At 32.9% G+C, this 15,625-nt stretch carries 17 protein-coding genes; 1 reads left to right on the top strand and 16 read right to left on the bottom strand.

Features of this window, described 5'->3' with window-relative positions; translation table 11 throughout:
• Window positions 1-47: 47 nt before the first annotated feature.
• The 9 genes from DFR54_RS07090 to DFR54_RS07130 all read right to left on the bottom strand — a co-directional run bounded on the left by DFR54_RS07090 (window position 48) and on the right by DFR54_RS07130 (window position 8,668).
• Window positions 48-956 (bottom strand): cell division protein FtsQ/DivIB, encoded by a 909-nt coding sequence (locus DFR54_RS07090; RefSeq protein ID WP_114289631.1) that lies wholly within the window; start codon window positions 954-956, stop codon window positions 48-50.
• Between the two features lie 13 nt (window positions 957-969).
• Window positions 970-2,064 (bottom strand): undecaprenyldiphospho-muramoylpentapeptide beta-N-acetylglucosaminyltransferase, encoded by a 1,095-nt coding sequence (gene murG, locus DFR54_RS07095; RefSeq protein WP_114289632.1) that lies wholly within the window; start codon window positions 2,062-2,064, stop codon window positions 970-972.
• A gap of 8 nt (window positions 2,065-2,072) precedes the next feature.
• Complete coding sequence (gene murD / locus DFR54_RS07100) at window positions 2,073-3,434, bottom strand: UDP-N-acetylmuramoyl-L-alanine--D-glutamate ligase (protein ID WP_114289633.1); 1,362 nt, start codon at window positions 3,432-3,434, stop codon at window positions 2,073-2,075.
• Between the two features lie 26 nt (window positions 3,435-3,460).
• Window positions 3,461-4,429 (bottom strand): phospho-N-acetylmuramoyl-pentapeptide-transferase, encoded by a 969-nt coding sequence (gene mraY / locus DFR54_RS07105; protein WP_114289634.1) that lies wholly within the window; start codon window positions 4,427-4,429, stop codon window positions 3,461-3,463.
• Window positions 4,430-4,445: 16 nt separating this feature from the next.
• The gene (locus tag DFR54_RS07110; protein ID WP_114289635.1) at window positions 4,446-6,332 is read right to left on the bottom strand and encodes a peptidoglycan D,D-transpeptidase FtsI family protein; all 1,887 of its coding nucleotides are present in this window, start codon (window positions 6,330-6,332) and stop codon (window positions 4,446-4,448) included.
• A complete protein-coding gene (locus DFR54_RS07115; protein WP_114289636.1) occupies window positions 6,332-6,718 on the bottom strand; it encodes a cell division protein FtsL in 387 nt (128 codons plus the stop codon). Before DFR54_RS07115 ends, DFR54_RS07110 begins: the two co-directional genes overlap by 1 nt.
• 2 nt (window positions 6,719-6,720) lie before the next feature.
• Window positions 6,721-7,686: a 16S rRNA (cytosine(1402)-N(4))-methyltransferase RsmH gene (gene rsmH / locus DFR54_RS07120; protein ID WP_114289637.1), complete on the bottom strand. Its 966-nt coding sequence runs from the start codon at window positions 7,684-7,686 to the stop codon at window positions 6,721-6,723.
• 20 nt (window positions 7,687-7,706) lie between these two features.
• Window positions 7,707-8,138 (bottom strand): division/cell wall cluster transcriptional repressor MraZ, encoded by a 432-nt coding sequence (gene mraZ, locus DFR54_RS07125; RefSeq protein ID WP_086341247.1) that lies wholly within the window; start codon window positions 8,136-8,138, stop codon window positions 7,707-7,709.
• A 158-nt stretch (window positions 8,139-8,296) separates the two neighbouring features.
• The gene (locus DFR54_RS07130) at window positions 8,297-8,668 is read right to left on the bottom strand and encodes a DUF3397 domain-containing protein (protein ID WP_086341246.1); all 372 of its coding nucleotides are present in this window, start codon (window positions 8,666-8,668) and stop codon (window positions 8,297-8,299) included.
• A gap of 275 nt (window positions 8,669-8,943) precedes the next feature.
• Between DFR54_RS07130 and DFR54_RS07135 the strand changes: the two genes are divergently transcribed.
• On the top strand, window positions 8,944-9,063 hold the full coding sequence (locus tag DFR54_RS07135; protein WP_086341245.1) for a DUF4044 domain-containing protein: 120 nt from the start codon (window positions 8,944-8,946) through the stop codon (window positions 9,061-9,063).
• A gap of 51 nt (window positions 9,064-9,114) precedes the next feature.
• Here the strand turns inward: DFR54_RS07135 and recN are convergent, their stop codons facing one another.
• From recN to DFR54_RS07170, 7 genes are read right to left on the bottom strand one after another with little or no spacing between them, the layout of a single operon-like run.
• Entirely contained in the window at window positions 9,115-10,788 is a 1,674-nt protein-coding gene (gene recN / locus DFR54_RS07140) for a DNA repair protein RecN (RefSeq protein ID WP_114289638.1), read from the bottom strand.
• Window positions 10,789-10,802: 14 nt separating this feature from the next.
• Window positions 10,803-11,252, bottom strand: coding sequence for an arginine repressor (locus DFR54_RS07145; protein WP_114289639.1), 450 nt, complete (start codon window positions 11,250-11,252; stop codon window positions 10,803-10,805).
• A 22-nt stretch (window positions 11,253-11,274) separates the two neighbouring features.
• Window positions 11,275-12,102: a TlyA family RNA methyltransferase gene (locus tag DFR54_RS07150; RefSeq protein WP_114289640.1), complete on the bottom strand. Its 828-nt coding sequence runs from the start codon at window positions 12,100-12,102 to the stop codon at window positions 11,275-11,277.
• Complete coding sequence (locus tag DFR54_RS07155; RefSeq protein WP_114289641.1) at window positions 12,102-12,995, bottom strand: polyprenyl synthetase family protein; 894 nt, start codon at window positions 12,993-12,995, stop codon at window positions 12,102-12,104. Before DFR54_RS07155 ends, DFR54_RS07150 begins: the two co-directional genes overlap by 1 nt.
• A 2-nt stretch (window positions 12,996-12,997) precedes the next feature.
• Window positions 12,998-13,228: an exodeoxyribonuclease VII small subunit gene (locus DFR54_RS07160; protein WP_086341240.1), complete on the bottom strand. Its 231-nt coding sequence runs from the start codon at window positions 13,226-13,228 to the stop codon at window positions 12,998-13,000.
• Window positions 13,229-13,231: 3 nt separating this feature from the next.
• Window positions 13,232-14,575 (bottom strand): exodeoxyribonuclease VII large subunit, encoded by a 1,344-nt coding sequence (gene xseA, locus DFR54_RS07165; RefSeq protein WP_114289642.1) that lies wholly within the window; start codon window positions 14,573-14,575, stop codon window positions 13,232-13,234.
• 14 nt (window positions 14,576-14,589) lie between these two features.
• A complete protein-coding gene (locus DFR54_RS07170; protein WP_086341238.1) occupies window positions 14,590-15,435 on the bottom strand; it encodes a bifunctional methylenetetrahydrofolate dehydrogenase/methenyltetrahydrofolate cyclohydrolase in 846 nt (281 codons plus the stop codon).
• Window positions 15,436-15,625: the final 190 nt, after the last annotated feature.

The raw sequence follows: 15,625 nt of genomic DNA on the forward strand, positions 1-15,625 counted from the left end.
GAATAATACTATAATTGTTGCATATTTTCAAAAAATTATGAAATCAATTATTCTGGTTGACTTGTTCCTTCCGTTTCTGATGATTCTTCTGTCTTAAATGGATATGAAAACACCCCTGATGGACCTGCTTCCATATCAATAACTCCTTTATATGACATCTCTGCTGTAATCTTATCATAAAAGGCCATTTTATCTGCAATAGTTGTAGATAAACCAATTACTTCATTGCCATCCTTCATTTTAAATTTAATTCTAAAAGGATTTGTTTTAGTTGCTAATGATTCAATATTATCAATTTTTTGTTTAATATTGTCATCCATTTGTTCATAAGCTTTAATAAATTCTTTCAGGTTTTCCCCTTCTTCAAAATTCATTAATAATGGAAGTCCTTTTACAGCATCTTTTGATTCCTCAAAAAGTAATTTCCCATTTGATAGAACTTCAAATCGCTTGCCTTCTTTTTCCACATAACCTATTGTACTAAATTCTGTGACTTTTATCTGTAGTGTATTTAAACCTTTAAGATTAATTTTAGTACTTTTAACTCTTGGATTGTTTTTTACTACTTGCTCACTTGATTCTTTTTTATCAAAATACTGTTCCCATAAACTTTTACTAACCTTTAAGTTTGAAGACTCAACTATTTTATTAGGATCGCTATCTGTCACTCCTGAAACAATAATTTTGCCTACCTTACTAAATGGTGAAATAAAATATAAAGTAATAAAAATACTGATTGCTAATAGAGTTAAAATAATTGAGAGGCGCTTAAATAATTCTTTCTCTTGAGCTGTTTGTTGATACCTCATATTTAAGGACAGTTTTGGTAATTTACTTAGACCAGCCTCGTTATCTTGGTTAGGCTTTTGACTATTTTGACTTGTATCTGAATCTTCACCTGAGTTTGTTAACAACAACTGCTTAGGCTTATTTTCTTTATTGTCATTATCGGTCATACTATCGCCTCCTTTATGACGTTAAGGTCATCATTAATGCATACAAACGGTCTGTTGCATCTGGCACACCTTCTTCTTTAGATGCTTGTGCCATTTGTTTTCTTTTTTCTTCATTCAACATTAAGGTATCCACAGCTTCAACTAAAGAATTCTCAGTTAGTTCGCTGTTTTTTACCATTAAGGCCGCCTGTTTATCTACTAAACTCATCGCATTTTTTGTTTGATGATCATTAGTCACATTAGGACTTGGAATTAAAATTGATGGTAAACCAATTGATGTGATTTCAGCAAGAGAAGTTGCTCCAGCTCTACCAACTACTAGCTCAACATTTCCTAAAACATTTTGCATGTTTTTAATATAAGGAACTACTTTAACATTGTCGCTTTTATTTTTAATAGGATTCCATACTTTACTAACATCTTCATAATAAATATCTCCTGAAGCATATAAAACTTGATAAGGTTTTTCTTGGAACAACCCTAAACTTTTCATAACAGCTTCATTAATCGCTAAAGCACCGCGGCTGCCACCAAAAATTAAGACAGTTGGTATTTCTGGTTTTAGACCAAATTCTTCTAAAATAGCAGATTTTTCTATACCTGCAACTTCTTGAGCCCTTGGGTTACCTACCATAACGACTTTTTCACTTGGAAAGTCTTTTGCCACATCTGAAAAACAAATTCCTATTTTATCTACGTACTTAGATAGAAACTTATTCGTCATTCCAGCCACACTATTTTGCTCATGAATAATAGTTGGTATCTTTAATTTGCTAGCTGCATAAACCACAGATCCACAAACATAACCACCTGTTCCAATAACAACATCAGGCTGAAATTTTTTTATGATTTTTTTTGCTTCTTTAATACTGTTTAAAAACAAATAAACAGTTTTAAAATTACTTGGTGATAACGAGCGTTTAAATCCTTGAATTTCAATTGTTTCAAATGGAATCCCTTGATCTGGAACTATTTTACTTTCCAAACCTTTTTTTGTCCCAATATAAAGAAATTCCGCTTCTGGATTTTTCTCTTTAATATGTTTTATTAATGAAACAGCTGGATATATATGACCACCTGTTCCGCCACCGGATACAAGTACTTTCATTCTTTTACCTACTTCACTATATTGTTTATTTCTTTGACGAAGTCTTCTCCGCGTTTTTCAAAGGTTTTATATTGATCCCAACTTGCACAAGCTGGAGATAATAAAATCGAGTCTCCTGACTCACTTAATTCCCAAGCTTTTTCCACAGCTTCTTTCATAACATTTAGAGTCACATTATGAGCGACGTACCCTTTGGCTGCTAAACTTAATTTTTCAGCAGTTTCACCAATTGTGACTAGGCCTTTTAAGTTGTTAAGGTGAGGTACTAATTCCTCAAACCCATTTCCTCTATCTAGTCCACCTGCGATTAAAATTAGTCTTTCATTATCAAAACCACTTAAGGCTTTTTCTGTTGCTAGGATATTAGTTGCTTTTGAATCATTGTAAATTTTACGTCCCTCGTATTCACCAATAAATTCAGTTCTGTGAGGAACTCCAGAAAATCGACTTAGCGTTTCTTTAATGACATCATTAGAAATATTATATAATTTAGCAACGATTATAGCTGCTAATGCATTTTCCACATTATGACTACCTGGAACGCCTAAATCATCTTTTGACATAATTTTTTCTTCTTTGTAATAAAGGTCATTATCTAGACAATAAGCTGTTGAGTACTCTTTTTTCTCACTAGTGAAAAAAAGAACTGATGCTTTTGTTTCTTTAGCTAAGTTACGTAATTCCTCTTGGTTACCATTTAAAATTAATTGATTATCTGCTGTCATATTTTTTTGCAAGTTCCATTTAGCTTTAACATATTCCTCGCGAGTACCATGATAATCTAAATGAGCTTCAAATAAATTAATGATTAAAGCTATTTTGGGTCTGAATTCTTCAATTCCCATTAATTGGAAACTTGATAATTCAGTTACTAAAACATCTTCTTTTTTAGCTTCTAAAACAACATCGCTTGTTGGAAAACCAATGTTGCCGGCAAGTTTAGCTTTACCTTCACTTCTACCTTGATTCAGTAATTCGTAAATCATTGTTGTTGTAGTTGTTTTTCCGTTTGTTCCTGTAATACCAATAAAATCTACTTCTGAGACTTCGTAAGCAATTTCTACTTCTGTAACAATTGGAATAGCTCTTTGTATTGCGTTTTCGAGAATAGGATTCGTATAAGGAATCCCTGGGTTTTTAACGATTAGAGAAAAACCTTCATCTAAGAGATCAATCGGATGACCACCAGTTACTACATTCATCCCCATCTCAAGTAACTCTTGAGCTTCTGGATTTTCTTCAATTGGTTTTCCGTCATTTACTGTGACAAAAGCTCCTAATTGATGTAGTAACTTAGCTGCTGCAACACCACTTCTTGCTAAACCTAATACTAATATTTTCTTATTTGCATATTTGTTTGTTGCCTTCATCCTGATCGCTTCTCCTTAAATAGTTCTTATAAGTATAAAATCCCTAATGTTAAACCTGACATAACCAATCCTACTATCCAAAAAACAATATCGATTTTCCATTCACTCCAACCAGTTAATTCAAAGTGATGATGAATAGGTGACATTTTAAAAATTCTTTTTCCTGTTAATTTAAATGATGCTACTTGTAAGATAACGCTAGCTGTTTCAAGAACATACACTAAACCAATTAAAAGTAAGGTCCATTCTTGGTGTAGTAAAATTGAAATAGCTGCTAACATACCACCTAAAGCAAGAGAACCAACATCTCCCATAAAAATCTTAGCTGGTTTTTTATTGTAAACTAAGAAACCTAGCAGAGCTCCAATTGTTGCTACACAAATTAACATAATATCATATTGCTCTTGATTCCATGCAATGATTGCGTAAGTTCCAAAAGAAATTGAACCTAAACCAGAAACTAAACCATCAATTCCATCTGTTAAGTTAACCGCATTTGAGAAACCAACTAACCAAAAAATAGCAAAAGCACCATAAACAAAGCCTAAGTTCACTTCACCGATTAAAGGTATATATAATAAATCACTAATTCCTTCTGATTTCATAATCAAGTATAAAATTAATCCACCAATAATTTGGCCAATTAATTTTTGTTTTGAATTTAAGCCTAGATTTCTCTTTTTAAACACTTTAATAAAGTCATCTAAAAAGCCTAATAAACCATATAAAGCTAAAATGAATAACACACTCCAAAAAGAAGTTGTTAATTCTTTTTGCCAAGCAGCTACGATAATAGAAGTTAAAACGATACTTCCTAAGAAAACAGCTCCACCCATTGTAGGTGTTCCTGATTTAGCTAAGTGAGCTTGTGGACCTTCTTCTCTAATAGCTTGTCCCATTTTTTTCATTTTAAAGTACGCAATAAAAAGCGGCATACTCATTAGTACAAAAGCAAACCCCAACGAAAGGGGTATTAATAGTTGTGTTAAATTCATGATAATCTCCTAATTTTTAATCTTCTGAGTTAGACACGTCTACTTTAAACGCGTGTTTCAGCATACTGTTAGATACTTCTGCAACTAACTCTGCTGCTGATTGCTCTCCGATTATTTTTGGTTTTCTTAAAGTAACATACATAATATATTCAGGATTTTCAGTTGGTGCAATTTGGACAACTGAGTATAAATAATCATTTGGTCCTGTTAGTACTTGTCCATTCTCAAAAATCTGAGCTGTCCCTGTTTTAGCTGATACACTCACACCATCAATACCATAAGTGCCATATCCTGTACCATAAATGGGATCTTCTACTGTATCTTTCATAAAATCAAGTGTTTTATCCGCAGTCGATTCTTTTATTGGCTTACCTACTTCTTGTGGTCCAAAGACTTTCTCTTCTTTACCATCTTCTGAAGTGATTTTCTTAATGTATTGAGGTTTTAACATTGTTCCCTTATTAGCAATAGCTGTAAAACCTTGCATCATTTGGAAATTAGTAACTCCAATAGCTTGTCCAAAAGCAGACATTGCTGTATCTACTGGGTTTTTGTCACGAATGTTACCCGTGCCTTCCAGAGGTAAACCTGATTCTGTTGATTTACCAAAACCAAATTTGTTTAAGTATTCTTGCCACGTTGTACCCATTTTTTGTTCTAAATGAACCATCCCAACGTTACTTGACCAAGCTAAAGCTTGTCTATACGTTAATGTTCCTTTTCCTTCAGGTTTCCAGTCGCTAATCGGTGTATCATATACTTGGATTTTTCCTGATTCAAAGGTTTCATTTTCATTTAAGTTACCTGAATCAATCGCAGCTGCAACAGTAAAAACTTTCATTGTTGAACCAGGTTCAAATGGTGTTTCAATTAACATATTTTGCCATACTGGATCAGGTTGATCATCTTCTTTATATAAACCTTTTTTAGTTTGCGGATCAAAGGTCGGCCTTTGAGAAGCAGCTAAGATTTCTCCTGTTTTAGCACTCATTAAAACTGCTGTCATATTTTCAGGTTCAGATTTCGAAAACACATCATCCATAACTTCTTCCATACGTAACTGTAAGTTTGAATCAAGAGTTGTATAAATGTCTTTGCCATCTACTGCTTTTTTATCTACAATCACAGAACCAGGCAATTCATTTCCTTTACTATCTTTTTGGAAGTACTTATAACCATCTTTACCTTTTAAAATATCATCGTAGGCATTTTCAATACCCATTCCTTTTTCTCCAGTTAACTTAGAGTTTTCCTCATCTGAATTTTCTGGTTGAGCATAACCTACTATATAGGAAGCAAATTTCCCATTAGGATACATTCTGTCAGGATGTTCAGTGAAATAAATCCCCGGTACACCAGCTTCTTCCAATTCTTTTTCAATTTTCGTTTTAGTTTCTAATGATAAGTTCTTCCCTTTTGAACCAAACTCAGTACTACCATAGTACTTACCATTTTCATTTTTCTTAATTTCTTTACTTAGTTGCTCTAAAGTAAGCTCTTTATCAATACCAGCATACTTATGTAACACTTCAGCAATTTTGTCGTGATCTTTCTTTTGAACGTATAATTTTTTATTATTCAGTCCAATATAATCTTTTCCTAATTCAGCATATAACGAATAGGAAGTAGCATCTTCAGCAATTGGTTGACCATTTCTATCATAAATGGTTCCACGTTTTGCTTTTATGACGCTACTTCCTTGATACAGGTCTTGTCTTTTCTTATCTAAACTTTCAGAGCCTACTTTACCCACTCCGATAATGTAGATAAATCTCACTGCAAAAAGAAGGAAAATGATAATAGAAGTGGAAAAAAGAATAATTCCGACATTTCTTCTATTGCCAGCTGGTGTTAAATTTTTTGAATCAATTAGTCTTTTTAATTTTTTTAGCCATTTTTTCATTATTTTATTTTCCTTATATTGTCGTCTCTCATTTCAATATCTGCTTTTTCAGCGATTTCTTTAATACGATCAGATCTTAACAATTCATTTTTTTCTTGCTCCAACTTATCAATTGCTCTTGTTGAGGTATTGATTTCTTGTTGAACAGATGTAATCGCCTCTTCCTCGCGATTAATAGCAGTAGTCATCTTGATGGTAGCAATAGATAAAAATAGAAACGTAGCAACAATGGTACAGAAAACAACTTTTTCTAATTTACTCACTTTTTTTAGTTTACTCTGAGGAACAAGATAGGGAACTGTTTCTCTTAACCTTTCATCCTGCTCAGAAGGTGTTGTATGGGATACATCATACAGTTGTAAATTTTTTCTTTCTGGTAACGCCATACTTACACTCTCCTTTCAGGAATAATTTTTTCTGCTATTCGTAACTTCGCACTTCTTGAGCGATTATTTTCATCTAATTCATCATCAGAAGCAACTATCGGCTTTCTGTTAACTAACTTCAATGTTGGTTGATACTCAACTGGTACCATTGGTAATCCTGGTGGTAAGTCTTGAGGTTGACTGTATTCTTTAAAGATATTTTTTACAATTTTATCTTCTAAAGAATGGAAGGTAATCACACTAATACGACCTTCGTCATTTAATAACTCAATAGCCTGCTCAATAGATTCACCAATTACTTCTAATTCACTATTTACTTCAATACGGACTGCTTGGAAAATTCTTTTAGCAGGATGTCCACCCTTACGTCTTGCTGGGGCTGGAATTCCTTCTTTAATGATTTCAACAAGCTCTCCTGTTGTTTCTATTTTTTTATCAATTCTTTTCTTTTCAATTAATCTTGCAATTTGTTTTGAAAATTTCTCTTCTCCGTAGCGGAAAAAAATCTTCACTAACTGCTCATACGAGTACTCGTTAATAACTTCATAGGCAGATAAAGAAGCACTTTGATCCATTCTCATATCTAAAGGCGCATCTTGATGGTAACTAAAACCTCTTTCTCCCTCATCTAATTGAGGTGACGAGACTCCTAAGTCATATAAAATGCCATCAATTTCTGTTACACCATGTTCAGCTAATTTTTCTTGTAAATAACGGAAATTTGAGCGAATAAAAGTCACTTTACCTTCATTTACTTCTTTTTCTAGAAATGCTGACGCATGTTTAATTGCTTTTTCATCCTGATCAAAGGCGTACAGATGACCTTCTTTAGATAGTTGAGATAGAAGATACTGGCTATGACCAGCTCCTCCTAATGTACAGTCAACATAGACACCATTAGGTTTAATGTTTAATCCATCAACTGTTTCTTTTAATAAAACAGTGACATGCTCAAATGTTTCTGACATATTTTTCTCCAACCTTTTATTTAAAAACCAAAATCAATCATCGTTTCAGCAATATCATCAAAATTCTCTTCAGCTTCTTGAGAGAATTCATTCCAACGTTCCTCGCTCCAAACTTCAATTCTGTTTGAAACTCCAATAATGACACACGGCTTTTCTAATTGTGCATATTTTCTTAAATTTGTAGGGACATTAATTCGTCCTTGTTTATCAATTTCACATTCAGTGGCTGCAGAGTAAAAGAAACGAACAAAAGTCCTAGCTTCTTTTTTTGATAGTGGCATATCTTTCATTTTTTCTTCCAAGATTGCCCACTCTTCCATCGGATAACCAAATAAACATCCATCCATTCCTCTTGTCACGATAAACTTTTCTCCCAAGTTTTCTCGTAATTTTGAAGGAACAATTAGACGCCCTTTTGAGTCAATATTATGTTGATATTCACCCATAAGCATATAAGGTCACCTCACATCACCACTTACTAGAACTAGTCTACCACATTCCCCCACTTTCTACCACACTATTAATAAAAAAAATGACTTTGGTATTCCTTGTTAGAAAAGGGCTAACAAAAAAGACAATAATAGTAAGTTTACTAGTTATTGTCTTAGTTTTATTTTAAAAAGAAGAAGATACTGACTAAAATAAGTAAAAAATAAATCAGTAAGGTGATTAAAAAAGTCACGCGCCACACCATCTTCAAATAGCGTTTATATCGTATCTCTTTAAATTGATAGGCTTGAAACACTGCAATCAACATAGATACTAATAATACAATTAACAGAGTGTATGGTAAGAAACTTTCATCAAATGTTGCTTTAGATAGGTTGTGGATGCCAATTAATAAAAACGGTGTGGCAATATCTGGTGCTTTTACACCATATTTAATATTTATTTTGGTTTTTTTCACGACTATAGAACTAATCAATAGTAATACGACTGGAAATATAAACCAAAAAAAAGTGCTTATTGTTAATGTGGTCATTAAGATACCCCTTCACAATCCTTACCCATGTTACTAAGACTCTCCTAGTATACGATATTTAGATGTCAAACCGATAACAACTAAAAAACGTTGGACTACTTCTTTGTAACAAAGATTACATAAGGATTTTTCTTTTTTCTTGTCTTCAATCTATTATAAATCATTAAGATTGCTGATTCAATCTTTCCCTTAGGTAATAAGGATTTTAACTTGAATTCTTTAGCTATTTCAGTGTACACTAGTTACATTGAAGAAAGATAAGGGACGTGCACATAATGGATAAAAAAGAAAAAAGTACTTTTTCAAAAGTAACTAAAGTTGTTATCTGGGTAATGTTACTTGCTATGGTTGGCGGAACAGTACTCGGTGCTTTAGCTAGTTTAGGTGTTATTTAAAAAAATGAAAGCAGTAAGATGAGGTTTTACTACCTTATCTTACTGCCTTTTTTATTTTTTAGCTAAATCAAGTAATTCTTTAGCATGTTCTAAAGTTAACGGTGTAACTTCAGCACCTGATAACATTCTAGCAATCTCATTGATACGCTGATTTTCAGATAACTCTCTCACACTTGTTTCTGTTCGATTATTTTTAATTTCTTTTTGGATATAATAATGGGTATCAGAAATCGCTGCTACTTGTGGTAAGTGAGTAATACATAGAACTTGAGAATTTTTTCCAATCTCATGAATTTTCTCAGCGATGGCTTGCGCTACCCTTCCACTAACACCTGTATCCACCTCATCAAAAACAATACTTGTAATCCCTTGAGATTTTGAAAAAATAGTTTTAATCGCTAACATCACGCGGGATAATTCACCACCAGAAACTACTTTTGTTAATGGTTTTAACTCTTCTCCCACATTAGCTGAGATAAAAAACTCTACTTTATCTTTCCCTGTTAATTGATAACTATCTGTTGTATCAAAAACTACTTTAAATTGCGTATTTTCCATATAAAGACTTTTCAGTTCTTTTAAAATATTTTTTTCAAGATCTAAAGCTATTTTACGGCGTTTCTCTGTTAATTTTTCAGATAGAGTTGCTAATCTTTTTTCTTCTTTTTCAAAGGATGCCTCAAGTTCTTTAATATCCATAGTACTTGTTTCATTAATCGCTAATTCTTCTGAAATTGTATTAAAATAAGCAATAATATCTGTAACAGTTTCACCGTATTTGCGTTTTAATTGGCGAATCGTATCTAATCGGTTATCAACTTCATTTAATCTCTCTTCATCTAACTCTAGTGTGTCCATTAAACTGGTAATATTCCCTAAAGCTTCTTGAAGCGAATAGTAGGCTGTTTGAACTAGCTCATGCGTTTCTTTATAGCTACTATCCAAGTGTTCAATATGACTCATTTCATTCATTGCTTGAGCCACTAAATCTAAGGTTTGGCTTTCTTCACTATCGATATAATGATACGTATTTTTCAAAGCATCTGTAATTTGTTGAAAGCTCAGCATTTTTTTTCGTTCTTCTAAAAGCTGTTCTTCCTCTCCATCAATTAAATTTACCTCTGCTATTTCATCATGTTGAAAGTGCAACATATCCATTCTTTGGACATATTCTTTCTCGTTCTCATAAAATTTTTTAATCTTTGTAGAAAGTTCTTGATGTTTTTTAAAGTGAATTTGATACTCAGAAATTAAAGGTAACATGTCACTTGCTGCAAAATTATCTAGCATACTTAAATGATGTGCTGGATTCATTAATTCTTGATGCTCATTTTGACCATGAATATCTACTAATCGTTGACCAACTTCACGCAAAATTTTAGTATTGACAAGCTGACCATTAATACGACAATTATTGCGTCCATTGCGATGAATTTCACGCTGAATAATCAATAAATCATCAGGCATCTCAATGCCTTTTTCCTCAAGATAATCTAGCATTACTTCCTTATTTTCAATATAGAATGACCCTTCAATCCGGCACCTATCCATCCCATCACGAATAAAATCACTAGAGCCACGTCCACCAACTAAAAGCCCCATAGCATCAATAATAATTGATTTACCAGCTCCAGTTTCTCCAGTTAAGACAGTCATCCCTTCTTTAAATTCGAGATTTAAGCTTGAGATAATCGCAAAGTCTTGTACAGATAATTCTTGTATCACGTCAATTCACCTTCTTATTTTAAAATTCCATATATTTTATCTTCCATGTCACTAGCTGCTTCTTCTGTTTCCATAAAAATCAGAATTTTATCATCATTAGCCATAACAGTAAATAAAAACTCTGGATAAACTGTCTCAATTAAACCACCTAAAGCAAACCCACTTCCAGGTTTAGTAATAATTGAAACCATTTTATCCATTCTTTTTAAATCAATAAATGATTTTTTCAATAATTTATTCAGTCTACCACTAGCACTGTTATCATTTTGAGGTAGTTCATATTTAAGAATACCATTTTCATTCAAGACCTTAATTAGTTTCATTTCTTTAATATCTCTTGAAACAGTAGCCTGAGTAACAGGAATATTTTTTTCAATTAAAAGAGCGACTAAATCCTCTTGTTTGAATACTTCATTCTCTCTAATAATTTTTGATATAAATCGTTGTCTTTCTTGCTTCCTCACTCATATTCCCTCCAATAAAGGATTAAGATAACCTATTATGAGAGTTGTTTACAACTTCTGTTGCAGTAACTCCACTTAGAAACTGACCTAATCCAGTTTCTACAGGTTTTAAATAGGCTAAAAACTCAATATTTCCATCTCCACCAGTAATCGGCGAATAATCTAGAGCCATTACATTAAAACCAAACTCTTGAATAAAGGCTAAGACATCTTCTAATACTGACAAATGAACTTTTTTATCACGAATGATTCCTTTTTTACCCACTTGTTCTCTACCAGCTTCAAATTGTGGTTTTATTAAAGCCACTACTTCACCATTACTAGCTAGAATTTCTTTTAATACAGGTAAGATTAATTTTAAAGAAATAAAAGAAACATCAATCGTTGAAATATTTGGTTGTCCTTTAGTAAAATCTTCTAACTTAGAATATCTGAAGTTAGTTTTTTCCATAACTTCAACACGCTCATCTTGTCTTAGTTTCCAAGCAAGTTGGTTAGAACCAACATCAAGAGCATAGCTCATTTTCGCTCCGTTTTGTAGGGCAACATCTGTGAATCCCCCCGTTGAAGAACCTATATCTAAAAGAGTTTTCCCTTCAAAATCGATTCCAAAAGAAGTTATCGCTTTTTCTAACTTTAACCCACCACGAGAGACATATTTTAAAGCTTGTCCTTTTAGTCGCAAAACAGTGTCTACCGGGATTTTTTCCCCAGGTTTATCGTAGCGGATATTTTTCTCATCACACACAAGACCTGCCATCACATTTCGCTTAGCTTTTTCTCTTGTTTCACTTAATCCTTGTTGAACTAATAACACATCAACACGTTCTTTTTGTACTTTCTCGCCCATTAAATTACCTTCAACTCTTCTATAATTATTTCTAACAAAGTGACTTCTTCACTTTTATTTAATAAACCTTTTGCTTTTTGTAAGGATTCAGTTGCCAAATCACAGTGATTTTCAAAAGCTTTTGTCGCACCCTCTATTCCTAATAAAGATACGTAGGTATTTTTATTATGTGCTTCATCAGCACCAACTTTTTTACCAATTGCCGCTTCATCACCTAGTACGTCTAATAAATCATCTCTAATTTGGAATGCTATTCCTACATTTTGAGCATACTCTAGTAACCATTTTTTCATCTCAAAAGACTGGGTGCTCATTAAAACTCCTGCTTCAACAGCAAATTGAATTAGCATACCTGTCTTTTTTTGATGCATCTTTTGAAGTTCTCTAAAGTTAATTTTTTTCCCTTCACCTAACACATCTTCCACTTGACCTGCAATCATACCAGTAGAACCGGAAGCCTTAGCTAAAAGACGAATTAATTCAACTTTCAATGAACTTTCTACTTCCATTTCTGCTACTAAGTGAAAACTTTCCGTTAATAGAGCATCCCCTGCTAAAATCGCTAATCCTTCGCCATAAACTTTATGATTTGTTGGCTTACCACGTCTTAAATCATCATCATCCATTGCAGGTAAGTCATCATGGATTAAAGAGTATGTATGAATCATTTCTAAAGCTGCTGCAATTTCATAGTGAGAATTCTCAAGTGTTTGGCCAAAAAAATCAACAGTTGCTAAAAGTAACAACGGTCTAAATCTTTTTCCACCAGCATCTAAAGAGTACACCATACTATCAAATAGAATTTCTGATTGACTTGTTTTCTCTAAAAAATCATACATCTTTTGGTTAATTACAGGTATGTTTTGTTTTGAAAACTCCTTGTACCTACTCATCTTTATTCTCCTGCTTCTTCAAATGGAATTTCTATTCCATCATCAGACATAATTTTTGTTAATGTCTCTTCCGCTTTTGTTAGTGTCTCTTGGCACATCTTACTTAGTTCCATTCCTTTTTTAAACTGCTCTAACGCTTCTTCTAAAGGGACTTCACCAGTTTCTAGTTGTTTGACGATTATTTCTAAATCAGTCATTGCTTCTTCAAAAGTTTGTTTCTTTTCTTTAGCCATTTTTTATTCCCCCTTAGGCATTTTTTCCTGAATTTCAGCTGTCACTTCTCCATCTGATAAGTGAATATTAACTACTTGTTTAACGTCAACATCATTAGTGGATTTAATAATTTGGTCATCTATTGTCACGTAGCTATACCCTCTAAGCATAGTTTGAAGAGGACTTAACATATCTAAGTTAGTCATTAACTGTATCAAGTTTCTTTTTTTATCTTTCATCGTTAAATCAATAGATTGAGTCAATTTTTCATTTAAATAATTAACTTTTTGTCTCGCCAAATTAATATCTTCTTTAGGATTTTGAGTTTCTAGTCTTTTGACCAACTGAATAAACTCTTTTTCCTTCTGTTTTATTTCACTATTTAAGCTTTGTTCTAATCGTCTATTTAAAGTATCTAACTGAATAGAGAAAGCTTCATACAAACGTTTTGGTTGTTTAAAGACAAAAGACTCAGATAAATGATCAAACTTTTGTTTTTTATGTTTAATCTGATTATCCATCCCTTGAATTAAACGACTTTCTTTTTCTTTAATTTTCAATATTTCTTCTCTCAACACAGGTGTTGCTAACTCTGCTGCTGCCGTTGGTGTAGCAGCTCTTACATCTGCTACTAAATCTGCTAAAGTAACATCAGTTTCATGTCCCACAGAAGAAATAGTAGGCGTACGTGATTCAAATATAGCACGAACGACTCGTTCTTCATTAAAGGGCCATAAATCCTCAATAGATCCTCCACCACGACCAACAATCATCGTATCAAAATCACCTAGAGCATCTACTTCTTTAATTCTTTTTACAATGTCATCAGCAGCTTTATCTCCTTGAACAAGAGTTGGGAACACAACTAACTGAACAATTGGGTACCTTCTTTTAGTTGTCGTAATAATATCCTTAACAACAGCTCCACTTGGACTAGTAATCACAGCGATTTTTTTCGGATATTTAACTAGAGGTTGCTTAAAAGCTTCCTTAAAAAGCCCTTCTTCTTGAAGTGCTTTTTTTCTTTTTTCTAAAGCTTGATACAAAGCACCTACACCATCTGGTTCCATGTGTTCAATATAAATTTGATAACTTCCACCAGGTTCATATAAAGAGATTCTCCCAATTACAAGAACTTTCATTCCTTCCTCAGGCTGAAATTTTAATTTATTGAAAGCTCCCTTAAACATAATAGCCGATATTTTAGCCTTATCATCCTTTAAACTGAAATACTGATGAGCATTTGGTCTCATTCTAAAGTTTGAAATTTCACCTGTTAGAAAAACTCGTTCTAAATAAGGGTCTGCTTCAAATTTATGTTTAATGTATTTGGTTAGTGCTGTGACCGTTAAATACGTTTCAGTCATTTTTTCACATTCCTTTAATCTGCTCTTCTGTTAGATACTGTTTGTTCCATTAACATACTAATTGTCATCGGGCCAACACCACCTGGTACAGGAGTAATAAACGAAGCTTTTTGACTAACTTCATCAAATTTAACATCTCCTACTAAGTGACCATCAGCATGACGATTCATTCCCACATCAACAACAACAGCACCTTCTTTAATATAATCTGCTGTTAAAAACTCAGCCTTCCCTATAGCAATCACAATTATATCAGCTTGTTTAGTTAATTCTTTTAGGTTAGTTGTTCTAGCATGAGTAATGGTTACTGTGGCATTTTCCATTAGTAACATTTGCGCCATAGGTTTACCAACAATGTTACTACGGCCAATCACTACTGCATGTTTACCTTCCATTTCAATATTATATTCTTTCAATAACTCAATAATTCCGTAAGGTGTACAGGGTAGTTTATCAGGCTGTCCGATAAATAATTTTCCCATGTTTAATGGATGGAAACCATCCACATCTTTTTTAGAATCAATCGTTAAAATAACTTTCTCTTCATCTATATGTTTTGGCAAAGGCAGTTGTACTAAAATACCATCAACTTCTTCATCTTTATTATATGTTTCAACTAATTGTAACAACTCTTCTTCAGTTGTTGTTTCAGGCAAACGATCTACTTGAGAATGAAATCCAATTTTTTTCGCTGCTCTTTCTTTATTACGCACATAAACTTGGCTACCGACATCTTCTCCAACTAAAATAACTACTAGTTTTGGTAATCTTTTTCCTTGTTTTTCCCATTCAGACACTTCTTGTTTTAATTTATCTTGTAACTTATCTGCTAAGGCACGTCCATTTAATATTTTTTCCACAAAAAACACCTCCAAGTTTATTCACACATACGTTTATTTTAGCATAAAAAAAAGACTCTCGATACAAACAAAAAAACTCAAGCAAGATTAATTGCGGCTCTATAATTTAAAGGACTGATGAATCAAATTTTGATTCATCAGTCCTTTTTTAGTTTATTTAAATATAAAACATGTCGTCTATCTAGTAAAA

It is taken from the genome of Vagococcus fluvialis (assembly GCF_003337315.1).
Taxonomy (GTDB): domain Bacteria; phylum Bacillota; class Bacilli; order Lactobacillales; family Vagococcaceae; genus Vagococcus; species Vagococcus fluvialis.

Coding starts and splice junctions, on each gene's coding strand:
- DFR54_RS07090 (WP_114289631.1), bottom strand. CDS start 956: ATGACCGATAATGACAATAAAGAAAATAAGCCTAAGCAGTTGTTGTTA.
- murG (WP_114289632.1), bottom strand. CDS start 2,064: ATGAAAGTACTTGTATCCGGTGGCGGAACAGGTGGTCATATATATCCA.
- murD (WP_114289633.1), bottom strand. CDS start 3,434: ATGAAGGCAACAAACAAATATGCAAATAAGAAAATATTAGTATTAGGT.
- mraY (WP_114289634.1), bottom strand. CDS start 4,429: ATGAATTTAACACAACTATTAATACCCCTTTCGTTGGGGTTTGCTTTT.
- DFR54_RS07110 (WP_114289635.1), bottom strand. CDS start 6,332: ATGAAAAAATGGCTAAAAAAATTAAAAAGACTAATTGATTCAAAAAAT.
- DFR54_RS07115 (WP_114289636.1), bottom strand. CDS start 6,718: ATGGCGTTACCAGAAAGAAAAAATTTACAACTGTATGATGTATCCCAT.
- rsmH (WP_114289637.1), bottom strand. CDS start 7,686: ATGTCAGAAACATTTGAGCATGTCACTGTTTTATTAAAAGAAACAGTT.
- mraZ (WP_086341247.1), bottom strand. CDS start 8,138: ATGCTTATGGGTGAATATCAACATAATATTGACTCAAAAGGGCGTCTA.
- DFR54_RS07130 (WP_086341246.1), bottom strand. CDS start 8,668: ATGACCACATTAACAATAAGCACTTTTTTTTGGTTTATATTTCCAGTC.
- DFR54_RS07135 (WP_086341245.1), top strand. CDS start 8,944: ATGGATAAAAAAGAAAAAAGTACTTTTTCAAAAGTAACTAAAGTTGTT.
- DFR54_RS07150 (WP_114289640.1), bottom strand. CDS start 12,102: ATGGGCGAGAAAGTACAAAAAGAACGTGTTGATGTGTTATTAGTTCAA.
- DFR54_RS07155 (WP_114289641.1), bottom strand. CDS start 12,995: ATGAGTAGGTACAAGGAGTTTTCAAAACAAAACATACCTGTAATTAAC.
- DFR54_RS07160 (WP_086341240.1), bottom strand. CDS start 13,228: ATGGCTAAAGAAAAGAAACAAACTTTTGAAGAAGCAATGACTGATTTA.
- xseA (WP_114289642.1), bottom strand. CDS start 14,575: ATGACTGAAACGTATTTAACGGTCACAGCACTAACCAAATACATTAAA.